Source organism: Cronobacter sp. JZ38, assembly GCF_008932145.1.
GTDB lineage: Bacteria > Pseudomonadota > Gammaproteobacteria > Enterobacterales > Enterobacteriaceae > Cronobacter > Cronobacter muytjensii.
On record NZ_CP017662.1, the window covers coordinates 2153617 to 2171727 of the forward strand.

Annotated in this window: 18 protein-coding genes and 1 pseudogene; 13 read left to right on the forward strand and 6 right to left on the reverse strand. The window is 56.2% G+C overall.

Annotated elements, in window-relative coordinates; genetic code table 11:
- Positions 1-66: 66 nt before the first annotated feature.
- Positions 67-906 (forward strand): annotated as a pseudogene (gene rluB, locus BJP61_RS10190) (23S rRNA pseudouridine(2605) synthase RluB); the annotation flags it as partial.
- 351 nt (positions 907-1257) lie between these two features.
- On the opposite strand, the gene cobO reads toward rluB, so the two are convergent.
- Complete coding sequence (cobO, locus tag BJP61_RS10195) at positions 1258-1848, reverse strand: cob(I)yrinic acid a,c-diamide adenosyltransferase (RefSeq protein WP_171998238.1); 591 nt, start codon at positions 1846-1848, stop codon at positions 1258-1260.
- Positions 1845-2606, reverse strand: a complete 762-nt coding sequence (locus tag BJP61_RS10200; RefSeq protein ID WP_038862606.1) for a YciK family oxidoreductase — start codon at positions 2604-2606, stop codon at positions 1845-1847. Before BJP61_RS10200 ends, cobO begins: the two co-directional genes overlap by 4 nt.
- A gap of 260 nt (positions 2607-2866) precedes the next feature.
- Between BJP61_RS10200 and sohB the strand changes: the two genes are divergently transcribed.
- Positions 2867-3916 (forward strand): protease SohB, encoded by a 1050-nt coding sequence (gene sohB, locus BJP61_RS10205; RefSeq protein WP_171998239.1) that lies wholly within the window; start codon positions 2867-2869, stop codon positions 3914-3916.
- A gap of 78 nt (positions 3917-3994) precedes the next feature.
- On the opposite strand, the gene BJP61_RS10210 is transcribed toward sohB, so the two are convergent.
- On the reverse strand, positions 3995-4246 hold the full coding sequence (locus tag BJP61_RS10210; protein WP_171998240.1) for a YciN family protein: 252 nt from the start codon (positions 4244-4246) through the stop codon (positions 3995-3997).
- Between the two features lie 401 nt (positions 4247-4647).
- Between BJP61_RS10210 and topA the strand changes: the two genes are divergently transcribed.
- From topA to acnA, 6 genes are all read left to right on the forward strand, one after another.
- Entirely contained in the window at positions 4648-7245 is a 2598-nt protein-coding gene (topA, locus tag BJP61_RS10215) for a type I DNA topoisomerase (protein WP_171998241.1), read from the forward strand.
- Positions 7246-7433: 188 nt separating this feature from the next.
- Entirely contained in the window at positions 7434-8408 is a 975-nt protein-coding gene (cysB, locus tag BJP61_RS10220) for an HTH-type transcriptional regulator CysB (RefSeq protein WP_004387670.1), read from the forward strand.
- 353 nt (positions 8409-8761) lie between these two features.
- The gene (locus tag BJP61_RS10225; RefSeq protein WP_007723879.1) at positions 8762-8890 is read left to right on the forward strand and encodes a YmiA family putative membrane protein; all 129 of its coding nucleotides are present in this window, start codon (positions 8762-8764) and stop codon (positions 8888-8890) included.
- 2 nt (positions 8891-8892) lie between these two features.
- Positions 8893-9069, forward strand: a complete 177-nt coding sequence (locus BJP61_RS10230) for a hypothetical protein (RefSeq protein ID WP_155884331.1) — start codon at positions 8893-8895, stop codon at positions 9067-9069.
- A 150-nt stretch (positions 9070-9219) separates the two neighbouring features.
- Positions 9220-9318 carry a small membrane protein YmiC gene (ymiC, locus tag BJP61_RS21705; protein WP_225318182.1) on the forward strand — a complete coding sequence of 33 codons (99 nt, stop codon included), beginning with the start codon at positions 9220-9222 and terminating at the stop codon, positions 9316-9318.
- A 167-nt stretch (positions 9319-9485) separates the two neighbouring features.
- Positions 9486-12161, forward strand: a complete 2676-nt coding sequence (acnA, locus tag BJP61_RS10235) for an aconitate hydratase AcnA (RefSeq protein WP_171998242.1) — start codon at positions 9486-9488, stop codon at positions 12159-12161.
- A 55-nt stretch (positions 12162-12216) separates the two neighbouring features.
- Here acnA and ribA read toward each other — a convergent pair whose 3' ends face one another.
- Positions 12217-12810 carry a GTP cyclohydrolase II gene (ribA, locus tag BJP61_RS10240; RefSeq protein ID WP_171998243.1) on the reverse strand — a complete coding sequence of 198 codons (594 nt, stop codon included), beginning with the start codon at positions 12808-12810 and terminating at the stop codon, positions 12217-12219.
- Positions 12811-13008: 198 nt separating this feature from the next.
- Between ribA and pgpB the strand changes: the two genes are divergently transcribed.
- The 5 genes from pgpB (at position 13009) to yciH (ending at position 16700) form a co-directional block, all read left to right on the forward strand.
- The gene (pgpB, locus tag BJP61_RS10245) at positions 13009-13773 is read left to right on the forward strand and encodes a phosphatidylglycerophosphatase B (protein ID WP_171998244.1); all 765 of its coding nucleotides are present in this window, start codon (positions 13009-13011) and stop codon (positions 13771-13773) included.
- A 147-nt stretch (positions 13774-13920) separates the two neighbouring features.
- Positions 13921-14229, forward strand: coding sequence for a LapA family protein (locus tag BJP61_RS10250; protein WP_038862618.1), 309 nt, complete (start codon positions 13921-13923; stop codon positions 14227-14229).
- A 6-nt stretch (positions 14230-14235) separates the two neighbouring features.
- Positions 14236-15405: a lipopolysaccharide assembly protein LapB gene (gene lapB, locus BJP61_RS10255; protein ID WP_038862620.1), complete on the forward strand. Its 1170-nt coding sequence runs from the start codon at positions 14236-14238 to the stop codon at positions 15403-15405.
- 234 nt (positions 15406-15639) lie between these two features.
- On the forward strand, positions 15640-16374 hold the full coding sequence (gene pyrF, locus BJP61_RS10260) for an orotidine-5'-phosphate decarboxylase (RefSeq protein WP_171998245.1): 735 nt from the start codon (positions 15640-15642) through the stop codon (positions 16372-16374).
- Positions 16374-16700, forward strand: coding sequence for a stress response translation initiation inhibitor YciH (gene yciH / locus BJP61_RS10265; RefSeq protein ID WP_171998246.1), 327 nt, complete (start codon positions 16374-16376; stop codon positions 16698-16700). The genes pyrF and yciH overlap by 1 nt, the downstream gene beginning before the upstream one ends.
- Before the next feature lie 122 nt (positions 16701-16822).
- On the opposite strand, the gene osmB is transcribed toward yciH, so the two are convergent.
- Entirely contained in the window at positions 16823-17038 is a 216-nt protein-coding gene (gene osmB / locus BJP61_RS10270) for an osmotically-inducible lipoprotein OsmB (RefSeq protein ID WP_038862627.1), read from the reverse strand.
- A gap of 286 nt (positions 17039-17324) precedes the next feature.
- A complete protein-coding gene (locus BJP61_RS10275; RefSeq protein WP_075193089.1) occupies positions 17325-18080 on the reverse strand; it encodes a DNA-binding transcriptional regulator YciT in 756 nt (251 codons plus the stop codon).
- Positions 18081-18111: the final 31 nt, after the last annotated feature.

Here is an 18111-nt window from a genome sequence, read left to right on the forward strand (position 1 = left end):
CGCTGGCGCGCCCCGGCCCGATTATCCTGTTCGACGCCTGGGAAGGCGACACCTGAAGGAAGCTCCATGAGCGAAAAGTTACAGAAAGTGCTGGCGCGAGCCGGTCATGGCTCCCGCCGTGAAATCGAAGCCATGATCGAAGCCGGTCGCGTTAGTGTCGATGGCAAAATCGCCACCTTAGGCGATCGTGTTGACGTCACGCCCGCGCTGAAAATCCGTATCGACGGCCATCTGATCTCGGTGAAAGAATCCGTTGAGCAGATCTGCCGCGTACTGGCCTATTACAAGCCGGAAGGCGAGCTGTGTACGCGCAGCGATCCGGAAGGCCGTCCGACCGTTTTTGATCGTCTGCCGAAACTGCGCGGCGCGCGCTGGATTGCGGTAGGGCGTCTTGACGTCAATACCTGCGGCCTGCTGCTGTTTACCACCGACGGTGAGCTGGCGAATCGCCTGATGCACCCGAGCCAGGAAGTGGAGCGCGAGTACGCGGTGCGCGTCTTCGGTCAGGTCGATGACGCGAAAGTTCGCGAGCTGGCGCGCGGCGTTCAGCTTGAAGATGGCCCGGCGGCGTTCAAAACCATTCGCTTTAGCGGCGGCGAAGGCATTAACCAGTGGTATAACGTGACGCTGACCGAGGGACGCAACCGCGAAGTGCGTCGTCTCTGGGAAGCGGTCGGCGTGCAGGTGAGCCGTCTTATTCGCGTACGTTACGGCGATATCCCGCTGCCGAAAGGCCTGCCGCGCGGCGGCTGGACGGAGCTTGATCTGGCGCAGACGAACTACCTGCGTGAACTGGTTGGGCTCCCGCCGGAAACCGCGAGCAAAGTGGCGGTCGAAAAAGACCGTCGCCGTATGAAGGCGAACCAGATCCGTCGCGCCGTGAAGCGTCACAGCCAGACGGCAGGCAGCGGCGCGCGTCAGGGTGCGCCTGCTCGTCAGGGGCAGGCGGGCGCAGCGCGTCCGACAGGCAATGCGCGTCCGGCGGAAAACACCCGTAGCGGCAACGCGCCGCGCGCTGGCGGTGCTGCGCGGGCGACAGGCAGCGCTCGCCCGACGGAAAATACCCGTAGTGGCAACGCGCCGCGTTCCGGCGGTAATGCGCGTGCGGGCGGTAACGCTCGCGCTGGCGGCGCGGCACGCCCTACCGGCGGCGGTCGTCCTGGCGGCGGCAACCGTCGCTCCGGCGGTGGTCGCGGAAACTAACAAAAACGCCCTCTGATGAGGGCGTTTTTTTATGGCGGCGTTGATGAGGCGCCGTTAATAATCAATTCCTATCTGAGCCTTAATGCCTGCGTCAAACGCGTGCTTTATGGGGCGCAGCTCGCTTACCGTATCGGCGTATTCCAGGATATCGCGATGACAGCCGCGCCCGGTAATAATGACGGTCTGATGCGCCGGGCGTTCGCGCAGCGCCTTCAACACCTCTTCCAGCGCCAGATAGTCGTAAGCGACCATATAGGTGAGCTCATCGAGGATAACGAGATCGAGCGAGGCGTCGGCCAGCATCCGCTTGCCATGCTGCCAGACGGCCTGACAGGCCGCGGTGTCGCTCTCGCGGTTCTGTGTGTCCCAGGTAAAACCGGTCGCCATCACCTGAAATTCCACGCCGTGCGGCTCCAGTAAATTGCGCTCGCCGTTCGGCCAGTCGCCCTTAATAAACTGCACCACCGCCGCTTTTTTCCCGTGCCCTACCGCGCGCGTGGCGGTGCCGAACGCCGCTGTAGTTTTGCCCTTGCCGTTGCCGGTAAAGACGATAACGATGCCGCGCTCTTCCTGTGCTGCGGCGACGCGCGCCTCGACTTTCTCTTTCACACGCTGCTGGCGCTGCTGGTAACGTTCATCGCTCATTCCGCTATCCCCGGTTTGCGGCCCGGCTGGGCGTCAAAGCTGATGCCGGTTTTGCGACGGCTGTCGTCGCCCATCAGCCACAGGTAGAGCGGCATCAGATCGGCAGGCGTTTTCAGTTTTTGCGGATCTTCCGTCGGGAAGGCGCTGGCGCGCATTTTGGTACGGGTACCGCCTGGGTTGATGCAGTTCACCCGCAAATGGCGGCTTTGATACTCTTCCGCCAGCACCTGCATCATGCCCTCGGTCGCGAATTTCGAGACGGCGTAGGCGCCCCAGTTCGCGCGCCCCTGACGGCCGACGCTTGAAGTGGTAAAGACCAGCGAACCCGCTTCTGATTTGAGCAGCAGCGGCAGCAGCGCCTGTGTTAAAAAGAAGGTGACGTTAACATTCACCTGCATGACCTCGCTCCAGACCGCCGGGTTTTGCTTATCCATCGGAACAATGTCACCAAGCACGCCCGCATTATGCAGCACGCCGTCGAGGCGAGGCACGTGTTCGCCAATAGCCTGCGCGAGGCGCTGGCACTCCTCGGGCGTCGCGGTGGCGTAATCAAGGGTAAACCAGTGCGCCGGTGCCAGCCCCTCATTGTCGATTTCACGAACGACATCGCGAAGTTTCTCTTCGCTGCGGCCAAGCAGCAGGACATGCGCGCCGTAGCGCGCGTAGGTCAGCGCTGCCTCGCGGCCAATACCGTCGCTGGCGCCGGTGACCAGAATGATTCGGTTTTGCAGCAGATCGCGTTGAGGTTGATAGTGCACGGGTCACTCCTTGCTGGGGGCGAAACGGCGTGCTGCCTGGTTTCGCTTCGTATCAGGTAAAAACGCTTTATGCCTTAATCCTTCACGTATTTCAATCAGGCGGCCGGACGGTTATGCCGTACGCCCCTTATTTGCAACTGTTTCATCGTTAAAGAAATCTTCATCGAGACGTCTCGCACAGTTTCGCTTTGTTACAAGACGCCGGGGCGGGGCTCAGTTACACTAACGGCCGAGTCATGCCTGAATATAAAGGTGGAGAAGTGAATTTATTTGCAGAGTATGGGCTGTTTTTAGCAAAAATCGTCACGGTGGTGGTGGCGATTGCCATTGTTATCGCGCTTATCGCCAACCTGACGCAGCGCAAAAAAGCGCAACGCGGTGAGCTGCGCGTAACGCGCCTTGGCGAAGAGTATAAAGAGATGAAGGAGGAGGTCGGCGCTGCGCTGCTTGACCCTCATCAGCACAAGCAGTGGCATAAGAACCTGAAAAAGAAAAACAAGCAGGAGGCGAAGGCCGCCAAAGCGCGCGCGAAACGCGGTGAAGCGGTGCCAGCGAGTAAACCGACGCTTTACGTGCTCGATTTTAAAGGCAGCATCGACGCTCATGAAGTGAGCGCGCTGCGTGAAGAGGTGACGGCGGTGCTGGCTGTGGCGAAACCTGAAGATGAAGTGCTGCTGCGCCTTGAAAGCCCCGGCGGCGTGGTGCATGGTTACGGGCTCGCCGCCTCTCAGCTGCAACGCCTGCGTGAGCGCCAGATCCCGCTTACGGTCGCGGTGGATAAAGTCGCCGCCAGCGGCGGGTATATGATGGCCTGCGTGGCGAATAAGATTGTAGCGGCGCCGTTCGCTATTATCGGCTCTATTGGCGTGGTAGCGCAGATCCCAAACTTTAACCGGCTGTTGAAACGCAACGATATTGATATCGAACTGCATACCGCAGGGCAGTACAAACGTACCCTGACGCTGCTTGGTGAAAACACCGAAGAGGGGCGCGAGAAATTCCGCGAAGATCTCAACGAGACGCACCAGCTTTTTAAGGGGTTTGTTCACAGCATGCGCCCGTCACTGGATATTGACGCCGTCGCGACTGGCGAACACTGGTACGGCGTGCAGGCGCAGGAAAAAGGCCTGGTGGATGAGATAAGCACCAGCGACGATCTCATTATCGCCCGTATGCAGGAGCGGGAAGTAGTGAGCCTGCGCTACATGCAGCGTAAACGCCTGATGGACCGCTTCACCGGCAGCGCGGCGCAAAGCGTCGATCGTCTGCTGCTACGCTGGTGGCAGCGCGGTCAAAAACCGTTGCTCTGAGCCAAATAAAAAGCGAGGTTTATAACCTCGCTTTTTTCTGGCCGGATGGCGGATGCGTTATTGATGCGGTCGCCGCGCTCAGGGCTGCAGGTGATATTTTTCAGAAAGCTGGTGGGCCAGATATTTAAACATATTAAAGACAGCCGTGGTTTTGGCGGTCGGCAACCCTTGCTCATCCATAAAATATTCGCCGCGAAAGATGAGCAAGCCATTTTTTTGCTCAACGTCAGTGGCCTCCATGCCGACAATATAGTCTTCATGTTCACGGATCATTTTATTAGCCTGCGCCAGCAGAGAAGCGCGGTCTATCGGTTGAGTCATCTCTTGCATAATCATCTCCTTACAAACAGGCGGGTAGTGTACGACTCGCCGGGCATGATGAGCAAATTTTCCATGCTGTTCAAAGGGGTTTTCCATAAGGCCCGGTGGTGGCGTTAATCACTTTTGCATGCTAATAAAGTTGCGTAACGAATTTTATCAGGTAGAGTGTGACGCTTTCGCAAATCTGGCAACAGAATTGCTTGACATTCGACCGAACTTCCGTCGTGCTGTAGCGCATTTGCACGATAAAACCTGACGACTCAACCACCTGTCATGGCGTATACCGCACCGGGTGAGGGATTAAGGGGTTGATAACCTTTGGGGCGGCCACAATATACGAGGCTTGTCACCAGAGACGGTGAATCAACGTGCGACGTATTCTGGAAGAATCAAATCAGGTAAAGGTGAATATGGGTAAAGCTCTCGTCATCGTTGAGTCCCCGGCAAAAGCCAAAACGATCAACAAATATCTCGGTAAAGACTACGTGGTGAAATCCAGCGTCGGTCACATCCGGGATCTGCCGACCAGTGGCTCCGCCCCTAAAAAAAGCGCTGAATCTGCCGCGACTAAAACGACCAAAAAAGTCAAAAAAGATGAACGTGGCGCGTTAGTCAACCGCATGGGCGTTGACCCGTGGCACAACTGGGAAGCGCAATATGAAGTGTTGCCCGGTAAAGAAAAAGTGGTTTCCGAACTGAAATCGCTGGCTGAAAAAGCTGACCACATCTATCTCGCAACCGACCTTGACCGCGAAGGGGAAGCCATCGCCTGGCACCTGCGGGAGGTTATCGGCGGCGACGAAACGCGTTACAGCCGCGTTGTGTTTAACGAAATCACCAAAAATGCGATTCGTCAGGCGTTTGAAAAGCCGGGCGAGCTGAATATCGATCGCGTTAACGCCCAGCAGGCGCGTCGTTTTATGGACCGCGTTGTGGGGTATATGGTCTCTCCGCTGCTGTGGAAGAAAATCGCCCGTGGGCTGTCCGCTGGCCGCGTACAGTCCGTTGCGGTGCGTCTGGTTGTGGAGCGCGAGCGTGAGATCAAAGCGTTCGTGCCGGAAGAGTTCTGGGAAGTGGATGCGCTGCTGAGCACGCCGAAAAGCGATCAGCTCAGCGTTCAGGTCACGCACCATAAAGATAAACCGTTCCGCCCGGTAAACCGTCAGGATACCGAAGCGGCGGTGGCGCTGCTCAAGGCGGCCAGCTATCAGATTGTCGAGCGTGAAGATAAGCCGACCAGCAGTAAACCGGGCGCGCCTTTTATTACCTCCACGCTCCAGCAGGCGGCAAGCACCCGCCTTGGCTTTGGCGTGAAGAAAACCATGATGATGGCCCAGCGACTGTATGAAGCGGGTTACATCACTTATATGCGTACGGACTCCACCAACCTGAGTCAGGACGCGGTAAGCATGGTGCGCGGTTACATCGGCGAGCAGTTCGGTAAGAAATACCTGCCGGAAAACCCGAACCAGTACGCCAGCAAAGAGAATTCCCAGGAAGCGCACGAGGCGATTCGTCCTTCGGACGTTTCCGTACTGGCGGAGTCGTTGAAGGATATGGAAAACGACGCGCAGAAGCTCTATCAGCTGATCTGGCGCCAGTTTGTCGCCTGTCAGATGACGCCAGCGCAGTACGATTCCACAACGCTGACCGTCGCGGCGGGCGATTTCCGCCTTAAAGCGCGCGGCCGTATTCTGCGCTTTGACGGCTGGACGAAAGTCATGCCGGCGCTGCGTAAGGGCGATGAAGACCGCACGCTGCCAGCCGTGAATCAGGGCGATAAACTGTCGCTACTGGAACTGACGCCTGCACAGCACTTTACCAAGCCGCCAGCGCGTTTCAGCGAAGCGTCTCTGGTTAAGGAGCTCGAAAAACGCGGTATCGGCCGTCCTTCCACCTATGCGTCCATCATCTCGACGATTCAGGACCGTGGTTATGTGCGTGTGGAAAACCGCCGTTTCTATGCGGAAAAAATGGGCGAAATCGTCACCGACCGACTGGAAGAGAATTTCCCGGAGCTGATGAATTTCGATTTCACCGCGCAGATGGAGGACTCGCTCGATCAGGTGGCTAACCACGAAGCCGAATGGCGCGCGGTGCTGGACACCTTCTTCGAAGATTTCACCAAGCAGCTCGATACGGCGGAAAAAGATCCTGAAGAAGGCGGCATGCGCCCGAACCAGATGGTGCTGACCAGTATCGATTGCCCGACCTGTGGTCGTCCGATGGGTATCCGCACCGCAAGCACCGGCGTGTTCCTTGGCTGTTCCGGCTATGCGCTTTCACCGAAAGAGCGCTGCAAAACCACCATTAACCTGGTGCCGGAAAACGAAGTGCTGAACGTGCTGGAGGGCGACGACGCGGAAACCAACGCGCTGCGCGCCAAACGTCGCTGCCAGAAATGCGGCACGGCGATGGACAGCTACCTTATCGATCCGAAGCGCAAACTGCATGTCTGCGGCAACAACCCGACCTGTGACGGCTATGAAGTCGAAGAGGGCGAGTTCCGTATCAAAGGGTATGACGGACCGGTCGTGGAGTGCGAGAAGTGCGGCTCTGAAATGCACCTGAAAATGGGGCGTTTCGGTAAGTACATGGCATGCACCAACGATGAGTGTAAGAACACCCGTAAGATCCTGCGTAACGGCGAAGTCGCGCCGCCGAAGGAAGATCCGGTACCGCTGCCGGAGCTGCCGTGCGAGAAGTCAGACGCGTATTTTGTGCTGCGCGATGGCGCGGCTGGCGTGTTCCTCGCCGCTAATACGTTCCCGAAATCGCGTGAGACCCGCGCGCCGCTGGTGGAAGAGCTGCAGCGCTTTTCCAATCGCCTGCCGGAAAAACTGCGTTACCTGGCCGATGCGCCTGCGCAGGATCCGGAAGGGAACCCGGCTGTCGTGCGTTTCAGCCGTAAAACGAAACAGCAGTATGTGGCGTCCGAAAAAGACGGCAAAGCGACCGGCTGGTCTGCGTTTTACGTTGACGGGAAATGGACAGAAGGCAAAAAATAAGCCTGACGCCACCTGACATCAGGGCCAGCGCAAGCTGGCCTTTTTCTTTTTATAACAACCTTATTATTTTTTTTGATGATCTATACACAGAAGCTATAAATGACTGCGTGGTTATAGTATCTTCCTTTCTTATTATCAAATCGTTTTAAGCCTGAGTCCCAGGCGTCTCTGATTCTGGATGGTCGGTCATGAAACTACAGCAGTTACGCTATATCGTTGAGGTGGTGAACCATAACCTGAATGTTTCTTCCACAGCGGAAGGGCTTTATACGTCCCAGCCTGGCATCAGTAAGCAGGTGCGTATGCTGGAAGATGAGCTGGGGATTCAGATTTTCGCCCGTAGCGGCAAACATCTGACGCAGGTGACGCCGGCAGGTCAGGAGATTATACGCATCGCCCGCGAGGTGCTTTCTAAAGTGGACGCCATTAAATCCGTGGCAGGGGAACATACCTGGCCGGATAAAGGCTCGCTCTACGTTGCTACAACGCACACGCAGGCGCGTTACGCGCTCCCAGGCGTAATTAAAGGGTTTATTGAGCGTTACCCGCGCGTCTCGCTGCATATGCATCAGGGTTCGCCAACGCAGATTGCTGAGGCCGTCTCCAAAGGCAACGCCGATTTTGCTATCGCCACTGAAGCGCTGCATCTCTATGACGATCTGGTGATGCTGCCGTGCTATCACTGGAACCGCTCTATCGTCGTGACGCCCGATCATCCGCTTGCGTCTAAAGAGAGCGTGAATATTGAGGAGCTGGCGCAATATCCGCTGGTGACTTACACCTTTGGCTTTACGGGCCGTTCTGAACTCGACACCGCTTTTAACCGCGCGGGGCTGACGCCACGCATTGTATTCACGGCTACCGATGCAGATGTGATTAAAACCTATGTGCGGCTAGGCTTAGGGGTGGGAGTGATTGCCAGCATGGCGGTGGACCCGGTCTCTGATCCGGATCTGGTGCGCCTCGACGCTCACGATATTTTCAGCCACAGCACCACGAAAATCGGTTTTCGCCGCAGTACGTTTTTGCGCAGCTACATGTATGATTTTATTCAGCGTTTCGCGCCGCATCTGACACGTGATGTGGTCGATGCTGCCGTGGCCTTGCGCTCGAATGAAGATATTGAAGCAATGTTTAAAGATATCAAATTACCCGCCAAATAATCCCGAGCGTACCTTTCCACTGGTGCAAAGGTACGCCTGTTTTCCTGCTTTTATTCAAATTAAAAACATAATCATTCGCACTAAGTGAAACTATTATCGCGCTTTTCCTTATTAAGCGTGCGGGTAAGGTGTCGTCTCGTCACGACAAAAGTAGGAAATAATCTCCCGGTACGCAAATTCACAACTTCAATAATTTATTTCACGTCAAAAGATTGAATATTTTCTCCAAAAATGATCGTAAAGGTGCTGGATTTTTGGCTAGATTTTATTTAGGATTTATCTCAACTGATGATTACTTCTACCAATTGTTTGGTGTCTATATGATAAGCAATGTCGATTGTACGAGGTTAGCAATGCCATCTGAAAGCGACGAATCGCAAAGAGATCCTGATCTTAAGCGTAAAGCGTGGCTGGCGGTGTTCGGCATCTCAACCCTGTTCTGGATTGGGATTGCGCTTCTGGTATGGACGTTTTGGGGTTAAGCATGGCTTTACAACAGCAGGCTTTCACTCGTTCGCCAATATGTCAACCAGATGACAGGCACCAAAACGACCCGAAAGGGGGTTTCACGACTCGTCCTGCGGGTTGGAAGCTAACAAAAGAGCAACAAGATTTTATCGCTTTATTTGCGGAAGAAGATCACAAAAACAATAAACGCTAATTGGCGTTGATAATAAAAAACAAGAATTTAATTTATCTTAAATTTATCTGTTCTCGTTGTTAACGCAGCGAGAAAAATTACACACAGCAATCTTTACAACGCTGGCAAGCGCCAGAGCGATCAACGGTATTAATTATTGGTGTAACAGGTATGAATAATCAGCTCACGCTCAAATACTGGTCATGGATTGGCGCATTTACAGTTTCCTCCTTGTTCTGGTGTCAGCTTGTCTGGATGCTTGCTCACTGATTCCTCTGCGCCCGGCTCTCGCCGGGCGCTTTGTTTTTCTCCCGCCGTACTTCCTCACTTTTAGCGATTCGGGTTGTTATCAAATCGTTACGACATGTTTGTGTTATCTTTAATACAGACCCTGATAACAATCGGGGCATCGCTATCTCAGGACTGAAGGAGGAGCTATGTCGTCGACCCTACGCGAAGCCAGCAAGGACACTTTACAGGCGCAGGATAAAACCTATCACTATTACAGCCTGCCGAAAGCCGCCCGGGAGCTGGGCGATATCGCGCGGTTACCTAAATCACTGAAAGTATTACTGGAGAACCTGCTGCGCTGGCAGGACGGCGAGACCGTGACGCTGGAAGATATTCAGGCGCTCGCGGGCTGGCTTGAACATGCGCATGCCGATCGCGAGATCGCGTACCGCCCGGCGCGTGTTTTAATGCAGGACTTTACCGGCGTGCCGGCGGTGGTGGATCTCGCTGCCATGCGCGAGGCGGTGAAGCGTCTTGGCGGTGACGTCTCGAAAGTAAATCCGCTTTCGCCGGTCGATCTGGTTATCGACCACTCGGTGACGGTTGACCATTTCGGCGACGATAACGCGTTCGAAGAGAACGTACGTCTTGAAATGGAGCGCAACCACGAACGTTACGCGTTCCTGCGCTGGGGCCAACAGGCGTTCAGCCGCTTCAGCGTCGTGCCGCCGGGAACCGGTATCTGTCATCAGGTCAACCTTGAATATCTCGGTAAAGCCGTCTGGAGCGAATTACAGGATGGCGCGATGGTCGCGTACCCGGACACGCTCGTCGGCACGGATTCCCACACGACGATGATCAACGGCCTGGGTGTGCTTGGCTGGGGCGTCGGCGGTATCGAGGCCGAAGCCGCGATGCTCGGCCAGCCGGTCTCAATGCTTATTCCGGATGTGGTGGGTTTTCGCCTGACCGGTAAACTGAGCGAAGGCATCACCGCCACCGACCTGGTACTGACCGTCACCCAGATGCTGCGTAAGCATGGCGTGGTCGGCAAATTCGTGGAATTTTTCGGTGACGGCCTCGATTCGCTGCCGCTGGCCGACCGCGCGACAATCGCTAACATGGCGCCGGAATATGGCGCAACCTGCGGCTTTTTCCCGATTGACGACGTTACGCTTGGCTATCTGCGCCTGAGCGGGCGCAGCGAAGAGCAGGTGGCGCTGGTGGAGGCCTATGCTAAAGCTCAGGGTATGTGGCGTAACCCTGGCGATGAGCCGGTGTTCACCAGTACGCTGGAGCTCGACATGGGCACCGTTGAAGCCAGCATCGCAGGCCCGAAACGCCCGCAGGATCGCGTGAGCCTTGGCGATGTGCCTGCGGCCTTTGCCGCGAGCACCGAGCTTGAAGTGAACTCGCCGAAAAAAGATCTGCACTCAATTGGCTATACGCTGAACGGGCATCAGTATGAGCTGCCGGACGGTGCGGTGGTTATTGCCGCTATCACTTCGTGTACCAATACCTCAAACCCCAGCGTGTTGATGGCTGCGGGTTTGCTGGCAAAAAAGGCAGTTAAACTCGGGCTTAAACGCCAGCCGTGGGTGAAGGCGTCGCTGGCGCCGGGCTCGAAAGTGGTCTCCGATTATCTGGCGCATGCGAAGCTCACTCCGTGGCTTGATGAGCTTGGCTTTAACCTGGTCGGCTACGGCTGTACCACTTGTATCGGTAACTCCGGGCCGCTGCCGGAGCCCATTGAGCAGGCAATCAAGAAAGGCGATTTGACCGTCGGCGCGGTGCTTTCGGGCAACCGTAACTTTGAAGGCCGCATTCATCCGCTGGTTAAAACCAACTGGCTGGCATCGCCACCGCTGGTGGTGGCGTATGCGCTGGCGGGGAATATGAACATTAACCTTGCGACTGATCCGATTGGTCACGACCGTAAAGGCGATCCGGTTTACCTGAAAGACATCTGGCCGACAGGTCAGGAGATCGCGCAGGCCGTGCAGGAAGTTTCCACGGATATGTTCCGCAAAGAGTACGCGGAAGTGTTTGAAGGTACGGAAGAGTGGCGTTCTATTCAGGTCGAGGCGTCAGACACCTATGACTGGCAGAACGACTCAACCTATATTCGTCTCTCACCGTTTTTTGATGAAATGCTCGCCGAACCGGCGCCAGTACAGGATATCCACGGCGCGCGCATTCTCGCGATGCTGGGCGACTCCGTGACCACTGACCATATCTCGCCTGCGGGCAGCATCAAGGCGGACAGCCCTGCGGGACGCTATTTGCAAAGCCACGGCGTAGAGCGCGCGGATTTCAACTCCTACGGCTCGCGGCGCGGCAACCACGAAGTCATGATGCGCGGCACGTTTGCCAATATCCGTATTCGCAATGAAATGGTGCCAGGCGTGGAAGGCGGGATGACGCGGCTTATCCCCGGTAACGAGGTGATGTCAATTTATGACGCCGCCATGCGTTATCAGCAGCAGGGCACGCCGCTTGCGGTGATCGCCGGTAAAGAATATGGCTCCGGCTCAAGCCGCGACTGGGCGGCTAAAGGCCCTCGTCTGCTTGGTGTACGTGTGGTGATCGCCGAGTCGTTTGAGCGTATCCACCGTTCCAACCTGATTGGAATGGGCATTCTGCCGCTGGAATTCCCACAGGATGTGACGCGCAAAACGCTGGGGCTGACAGGCGATGAGACGCTGGATATTGGCGATCTGCAGTCGCTCACGCCGGGCGCTACCGTGCCGGTCACGCTGACCCGCGCCGACGGTAGCCGCGAGGTGCTGGAATGTCGCTGTCGTATTGATACGGGTAATGAGATGACCTATTACCGCAACGACGGCATTTTACATTACGTTATTCGTAACATGCTGCGCTAACACGGCGAGCCAAAACAAAAAGGCCTGCAATCGCAGGCCTTTTTTATTGCGCCGGTTACTGACCGGAGAGCAGATGTCCCATCTTGGCGGCTTTGGTATCGAGATAGTGCGCGTTCTTCGGGTTGCGCCCGACAATCAGCGGTACGCGCTCCACGATATTAATGCCCGCCTCGGTGAGCATCTCGACTTTACGCGGGTTATTGGTCAGCAGGCGCACTTCATCGACGCCCAGCAGCTTAAACATATCTGCGCACAGCGTGAAATCGCGCTCGTCGGCGGCGAAACCGAGCTGATGGTTCGCTTCGACCGTGTCGTAGCCCTGATCCTGCAACGCATAGGCGCGAATTTTATTTAGCAGACCGATGTTACGGCCCTCCTGGCGATGATAGAGCAACACGCCGCGTCCGGCTTCGGCAATATGCGACAGCGCCGCTTCAAGCTGAAAACCGCAGTCGCAGCGCAGGCTGAACAGCGCATCGCCGGTCAGACACTCTGAATGCACGCGGGCGAGCACCGGCTCGGCGCCGGAAATATCGCCGAAAACCAGGGCCGCGTGATCCTGTCCGGTTGCCAGTTCTTCAAAACCCACCATCAGGAAATCGCCCCAGGGGGTTGGCAGTTTGGCTTCTGCCACACGTTTAAGCTGCATGTGATTCTCCGGATATTCTGACGCCCGCAGGCGCCTGCCAGTCTGTTGGCTTTCTGTTGTTACTGTCTATTTTGCCACATTCCGCCAGGATTCGCCTCACCCTGGCGTGCGCTGTTGAACAATCATACCGATAGCTAACTATCCTGCCTTGCACGATTTTCGGTTATTCTTGAAGGACTTCAGGAAAAAGGAGAGAACATGCTGGCAATTGCAAAACGTACCGCGGTCGGCGCCGCCCTGCTACTGATTATGCCGCTGGCCGTCTGGTTTTCAGGCTGGCAGTGGGAGCCAGGCGGCGGCTCGCTATGGCTGAAGATGCTGTTTTGGGTGACAGAAACGGTTACCCAGCCCTGGGGTATTATTACTCACATTTTGCTGTGCGGCTGGTTTTTGTGGTGCCTGCGCTTTCGTCTGCGTCCGGCGCTGATGCTGTTTGCTATCTTGGGTATCGTCATTATGGCGGGGCAGTGGTCTAAGTCGCTGATTAAAGAAAAGGTTCAGGAGCCGCGGCCTTTCGTCATCTGGCTTGAAAAAAACCGTAACATCCCGGTCGACGAGTTCTACAATTTAAAGCGCAAGGCGCGGGGCGAGCTGGTCAAAGCGCAGCTTCAGAACGAAACCGATATTCCGGGCTGGCTTCGTAAGCACTGGCAGAAAGAGACCGGTTTCGCGTTTCCTTCCGGCCATACGATGTTTGCCGCGAGCTGGGCGATGCTTGGCTTCGGGTTACTCTGGCCTCGTCGGCGTACCTGGACGCTGGCTGTCCTTACGGTATGGGCTATCGGCGTCATGGGCAGCCGGATGCTGCTGGGTATGCACTGGCCGCGCGATCTGGTCGTCGCGACGTTGCTCTCCTGGATACTGGTCACTATTGCCGCCTGGCTTGCGCAGCGCCTCTGCGGCCCGCTGACGCCGCCAGTGGAAGAGAAGGTGGAAATCGCGCGGCGCGATACAGAAAAGTGACGGCGCCTTGAGTTTCGCCGTTACGCCCCTACATATAAAGGATGTCCTGGCGCTTTATCATTTCACGCAAAGGGTGGAAATGATAACGTATAGCGCGGTAAGCCGAGGCCGGGACATAGGTCGCACAAAACACATACGGGATGTCATGTGAAATATCTGATTATTTTTTTACTGGTATTAGCCATTTTCGTCGTTTCTGTCACGCTGGGCGCGCAAAACGATCAACAGGTCACATTTAATTTCCTGCTGGCGCAGGGCGACTATCGTATCTCTACGCTGCTGGCGACGCTGTTCGGCGCAGGCTTTATTATCGGCTGGATAATCTGCGGGCTGTTCTGGCTGCGCGTTCGTCTGCAACTGGCGCGCGCTGAACGTAAAGTAAAACGCCTTGAGCAGCAGCTGACGCCTGCAGAGCCGGTCTCTGCCAGCGCCGCCGCGCCTGCTGTTAAGGATTAACCCTCTATGCTGGAGTTGTTGTTTCTGCTGTTGCCTGTCGCCGCTGCGTATGGCTGGTATATGGGCCGCAGAAGTGCGCAACAGGATAAAGAGCAGGAAGCGAATCGCCTCTCGCGCGATTACGTCGCGGGTGTGAACTTTCTGCTCTCCAATCAGCAGGACAAAGCGGTGGATCTGTTCCTTGAGATGCTCAAGGAAGACACCGGCACCGTTGAAGCCCATCTGACGCTGGGGAACCTTTTCCGCTCGCGCGGCGAGGTGGACCGGGCCATCCGTATTCACCAGTCTCTGATGGAAAGCGCCTCGCTGACCTACGACCAGCGCCTGCTGGCGGTGCAGCAGCTTGGCCGCGACTACATGGCCGCCGGTCTCTACGATCGCGCCGAAGACATGTTCAATCAGCTTGTAGACGAAACCGATTTTCGCATCGGCGCGCTCCAGCAACTACTGCAAATCTATCAGGCTACCAGTGACTGGCAGAAAGCCATTGATGTCGCCGAACGGCTGGTGAAACTCGGTAAAGAGCAGCAGCGCGTCGAAATAGCGCACTTTTACTGCGAGCTGGCGCTGCAGGCAATGAGCAACGAAGACATGGATCGCGCCATGTCGCTGCTGAAAAAGGGCGCGGCGGCGGACCGCAACAGCGCCCGCGTCTCGATTATGATGGGGCGTATTTTTATGGCCCGCGGCGATTACGCCCGCGCGGTGGAGATGCTTGAAAAGGTCATCGGACAGGACCGCGAGCTGGTGAGCGAAACGCTGGAAATGCTTCAGGTTTGCTATCAGCAGTTAGATAAACCTGACGAGTGGGCGGAATTCCTCAAACGTTGCGTGGAGGAAAACACCGGCGCGGAAGCCGAACTGATGCTGGCGCAGGTGCTGGAGCAGCGCGAAGGCGCAGACAACGCGCAGGTTTATATCACGCGGCAGCTGCAACGCCACCCGACGATGCGCGTATTCCACAGGCTGATGGATTACCATCTCCACGAGGCGGAAGAAGGGCGCGCGAAAGAGAGCCTGATGGTGCTGCGCGATATGGTGGGCGAGCAGGTGCGCACTAAGCCGCGCTATCGCTGCCAGAAGTGCGGCTTCACTGCCTTCACCCTCTACTGGCACTGCCCGTCGTGCCGTGCCTGGTCTACAATTAAGCCTATCCGCGGTCTCGACGGCCAGTAATCCTTTTCTTCTGTCACCCCTGCCGCGCCTCGTTCGCGGCAGCGAGGTGTTATCCCTTTTTAGTTACAACATGCTAAATGATCTCAGAGCATCTGCGCTGACGGCAGTGCACTGATACTATGCTGCCAAGTCAGTCAGGGCGATCTTGCCTGTAAATTTGGGCAGTCGGCGGGTAGAATGCTTGCCGTTTATCAACTCCGCGCCGCGCCGGTGCGCCTGTCAGAAGGTCTGGTCATGACGTTAATTGCATCCTCCTCTCATTCTGTTACCCATTCCCCCGTGGTTGTTGCGCTCGATTATGACAACCGCGACAGTGCGCTGGCCTTTGTGGATGGCATCGATCCGCTTGACTGCCGCCTGAAAGTTGGCAAAGAGATGTTTACGCTGTTCGGGCCGCAGCTGGTACGCGATCTTATTGCGCGCGGCTTTGACGTCTTTCTTGATCTGAAATTTCACGATATCCCCAACACCACCGCGCGTGCCGTTGCCGCGGCGGCGGAGCTCGGCGTCTGGATGGTGAATGTCCACGCGGGCGGCGGCGCGCGCATGATGACGGCAGCGAAAGAGGCGCTTGCCTCGTTCGGTCAGGACGCGCCGCTGCTGATTGCCGTCACCGTCTTAACCAGCATGGAAGCCGACGATTTGCAGGGGCTTGGCATTACGCTTAGCCCGGCAGAGCAGGCGGAGCGACTGGCCCGCCTTACGCAGCAGTGCGGTCTCGACGGCGTGGTCTGTTCCGCGCAAGAGGCGGTGCGTTTTAAAGCCGCGTTTGGCCAGGATTTTAAGCTGGTGACGCCCGGTATTCGCCCGGCGGGCAGCGACGCGGGCGATCAGCGTCGCATCATGACCCCTGCCGAAGCGCAGCAGGCGGGCGTCGACTATATGGTTATCGGACGTCCCATCACTCGCGCGGCTAACCCGTCGCAGGCGCTGCGCGATATTCTGGCGTCTCTGAAGCAGGAGGGATAATGAACGATAATAATAGCCGCCTGGTGTACTCCACCGAAACGGGGCGCATTGAGGAGCCGAAAGCCGCGCCCGCGCGCCCAAAAGGGGACGGTGTGGTGCGTATCCAGCGCCAGACCAGCGGACGCAAAGGAAAGGGCGTGTGCCTTATCACGGGCATTGACGCTGACGACGCTGCGCTCACTACGCTCGCTGCCGAACTGAAGAAAAAATGCGGCTGTGGCGGCTCAGTCAAAGATGGCGTAATCGAAATCCAGGGCGACAAACGGGAATTAATTAAAAGCCTGCTTGAGGCGAAAGGAATGAAAGTTAAACTGGCGGGCGGATAATAGTTAGCCACGGCAAAGACGCCGTGGCTATTTTTGTTATGTTTACTGCGGTATAGCCAGACCTGTAATTATTCGATGGTGCGAGTAATACGTCAAAGCGTTACGCTTTTGCGGGCCGCAGATTAATCAACCTGGTGACCGATAATACCGCCGACTGCTGCGCCGCCGAGGGTGCCAAGCGCGCTGCCGTCGGTCAGCACGGAGCCGCCGATTGCACCTGCACCCGCGCCGATAGCGGTGTTGCGGTCACGTTTGGACCAGTGAGAGCATGCGCTCAGAGAGGTTGCCAGAGTAACGGCCAGCACTGCCGCGGCCACTTTTTTGTAATTTAATGACATAATACTTTCTCCTGAATAATTGATTCACGGAAAGGCTTCTCACTTTAAGTATAGTGGCTAAATCGCAGCTTAAAGTTCCTGACCATGAAACGGTACAGCGATACGGAATAAGAATCACGCAGGTGACAATCAACATCCAGTAATATCGCTAAGGTAATTTTAATTTCTTAAGCGAATTCAGACAGGTAAAAAGTCTTAATTGATGCTGAGAATAGTCTCAAGCGAAGGCGCACCTGAAACGGCGCGCCGGTCGGTTTTTAAACACAAAAGATTCAGGCGGTAAAATTCAGGCAGGAAAGGGCGAAAGAATATCCAGCGCCAGGCCGGCCGCGCTAAGCGCGTCGCGCGCGGTCTCTTTAAGACCGTCATCGGTAATAACGCGGCTGAAGCGCGACGTCGGGCCAAGCGTGTATGGATGCACCGCGCCGAACTTACTGCTGTCGGTAAGAATAATCGCCTCGCTGCCTTTCTCCAGCACCGCATTGACCACATCCGCGCGCATCATATCGCGCCCGGTAAAGCCTGTGTCGGGCGACCAGCCGTCAATGCCGATAAACGCTTTGCTGAAATGCACCTGCTGAATGTACTGGCGCGTAAGGGGGCCAACCATGGTTTCGCTTTTCTTCTGATAGATGCCGCCGAGGAGGATAATTTCACACGAGGTTTCTTTCAGCAGATGCGCAATAAAGCTGCTCACGGTAATCAGCGTTATCTTCTTTTGCTCCGCCAGCGCGCGCGCCAGCAGGGCGTTGGTGCTGCCGTTTTCGATAAAGACCGTTTCGCCGTCATTCACAAGCGAACAGGCGAAATCGGCGAGACGACGCTTGAGCGCGAAATTGTTCATCATGCGGGTTTCAACGTCGTCGCTGTCGAGCGGTACGGCGAATCCATGGGTGCGGCGCAGATAGCTCTGCTTTTCGAGAAGGTTCAGATCCTGACGAATGGTGACTTCAGAAACGCCGGTCGTTTTCGCGAGATCCGCCACGCTCATGCGACCGTGGTCAATCACCATCTGTAAAATGATTTGTTGTCGGGAGTTCATATCTGCATCGTTATGCGCGGTGGCGTAACGC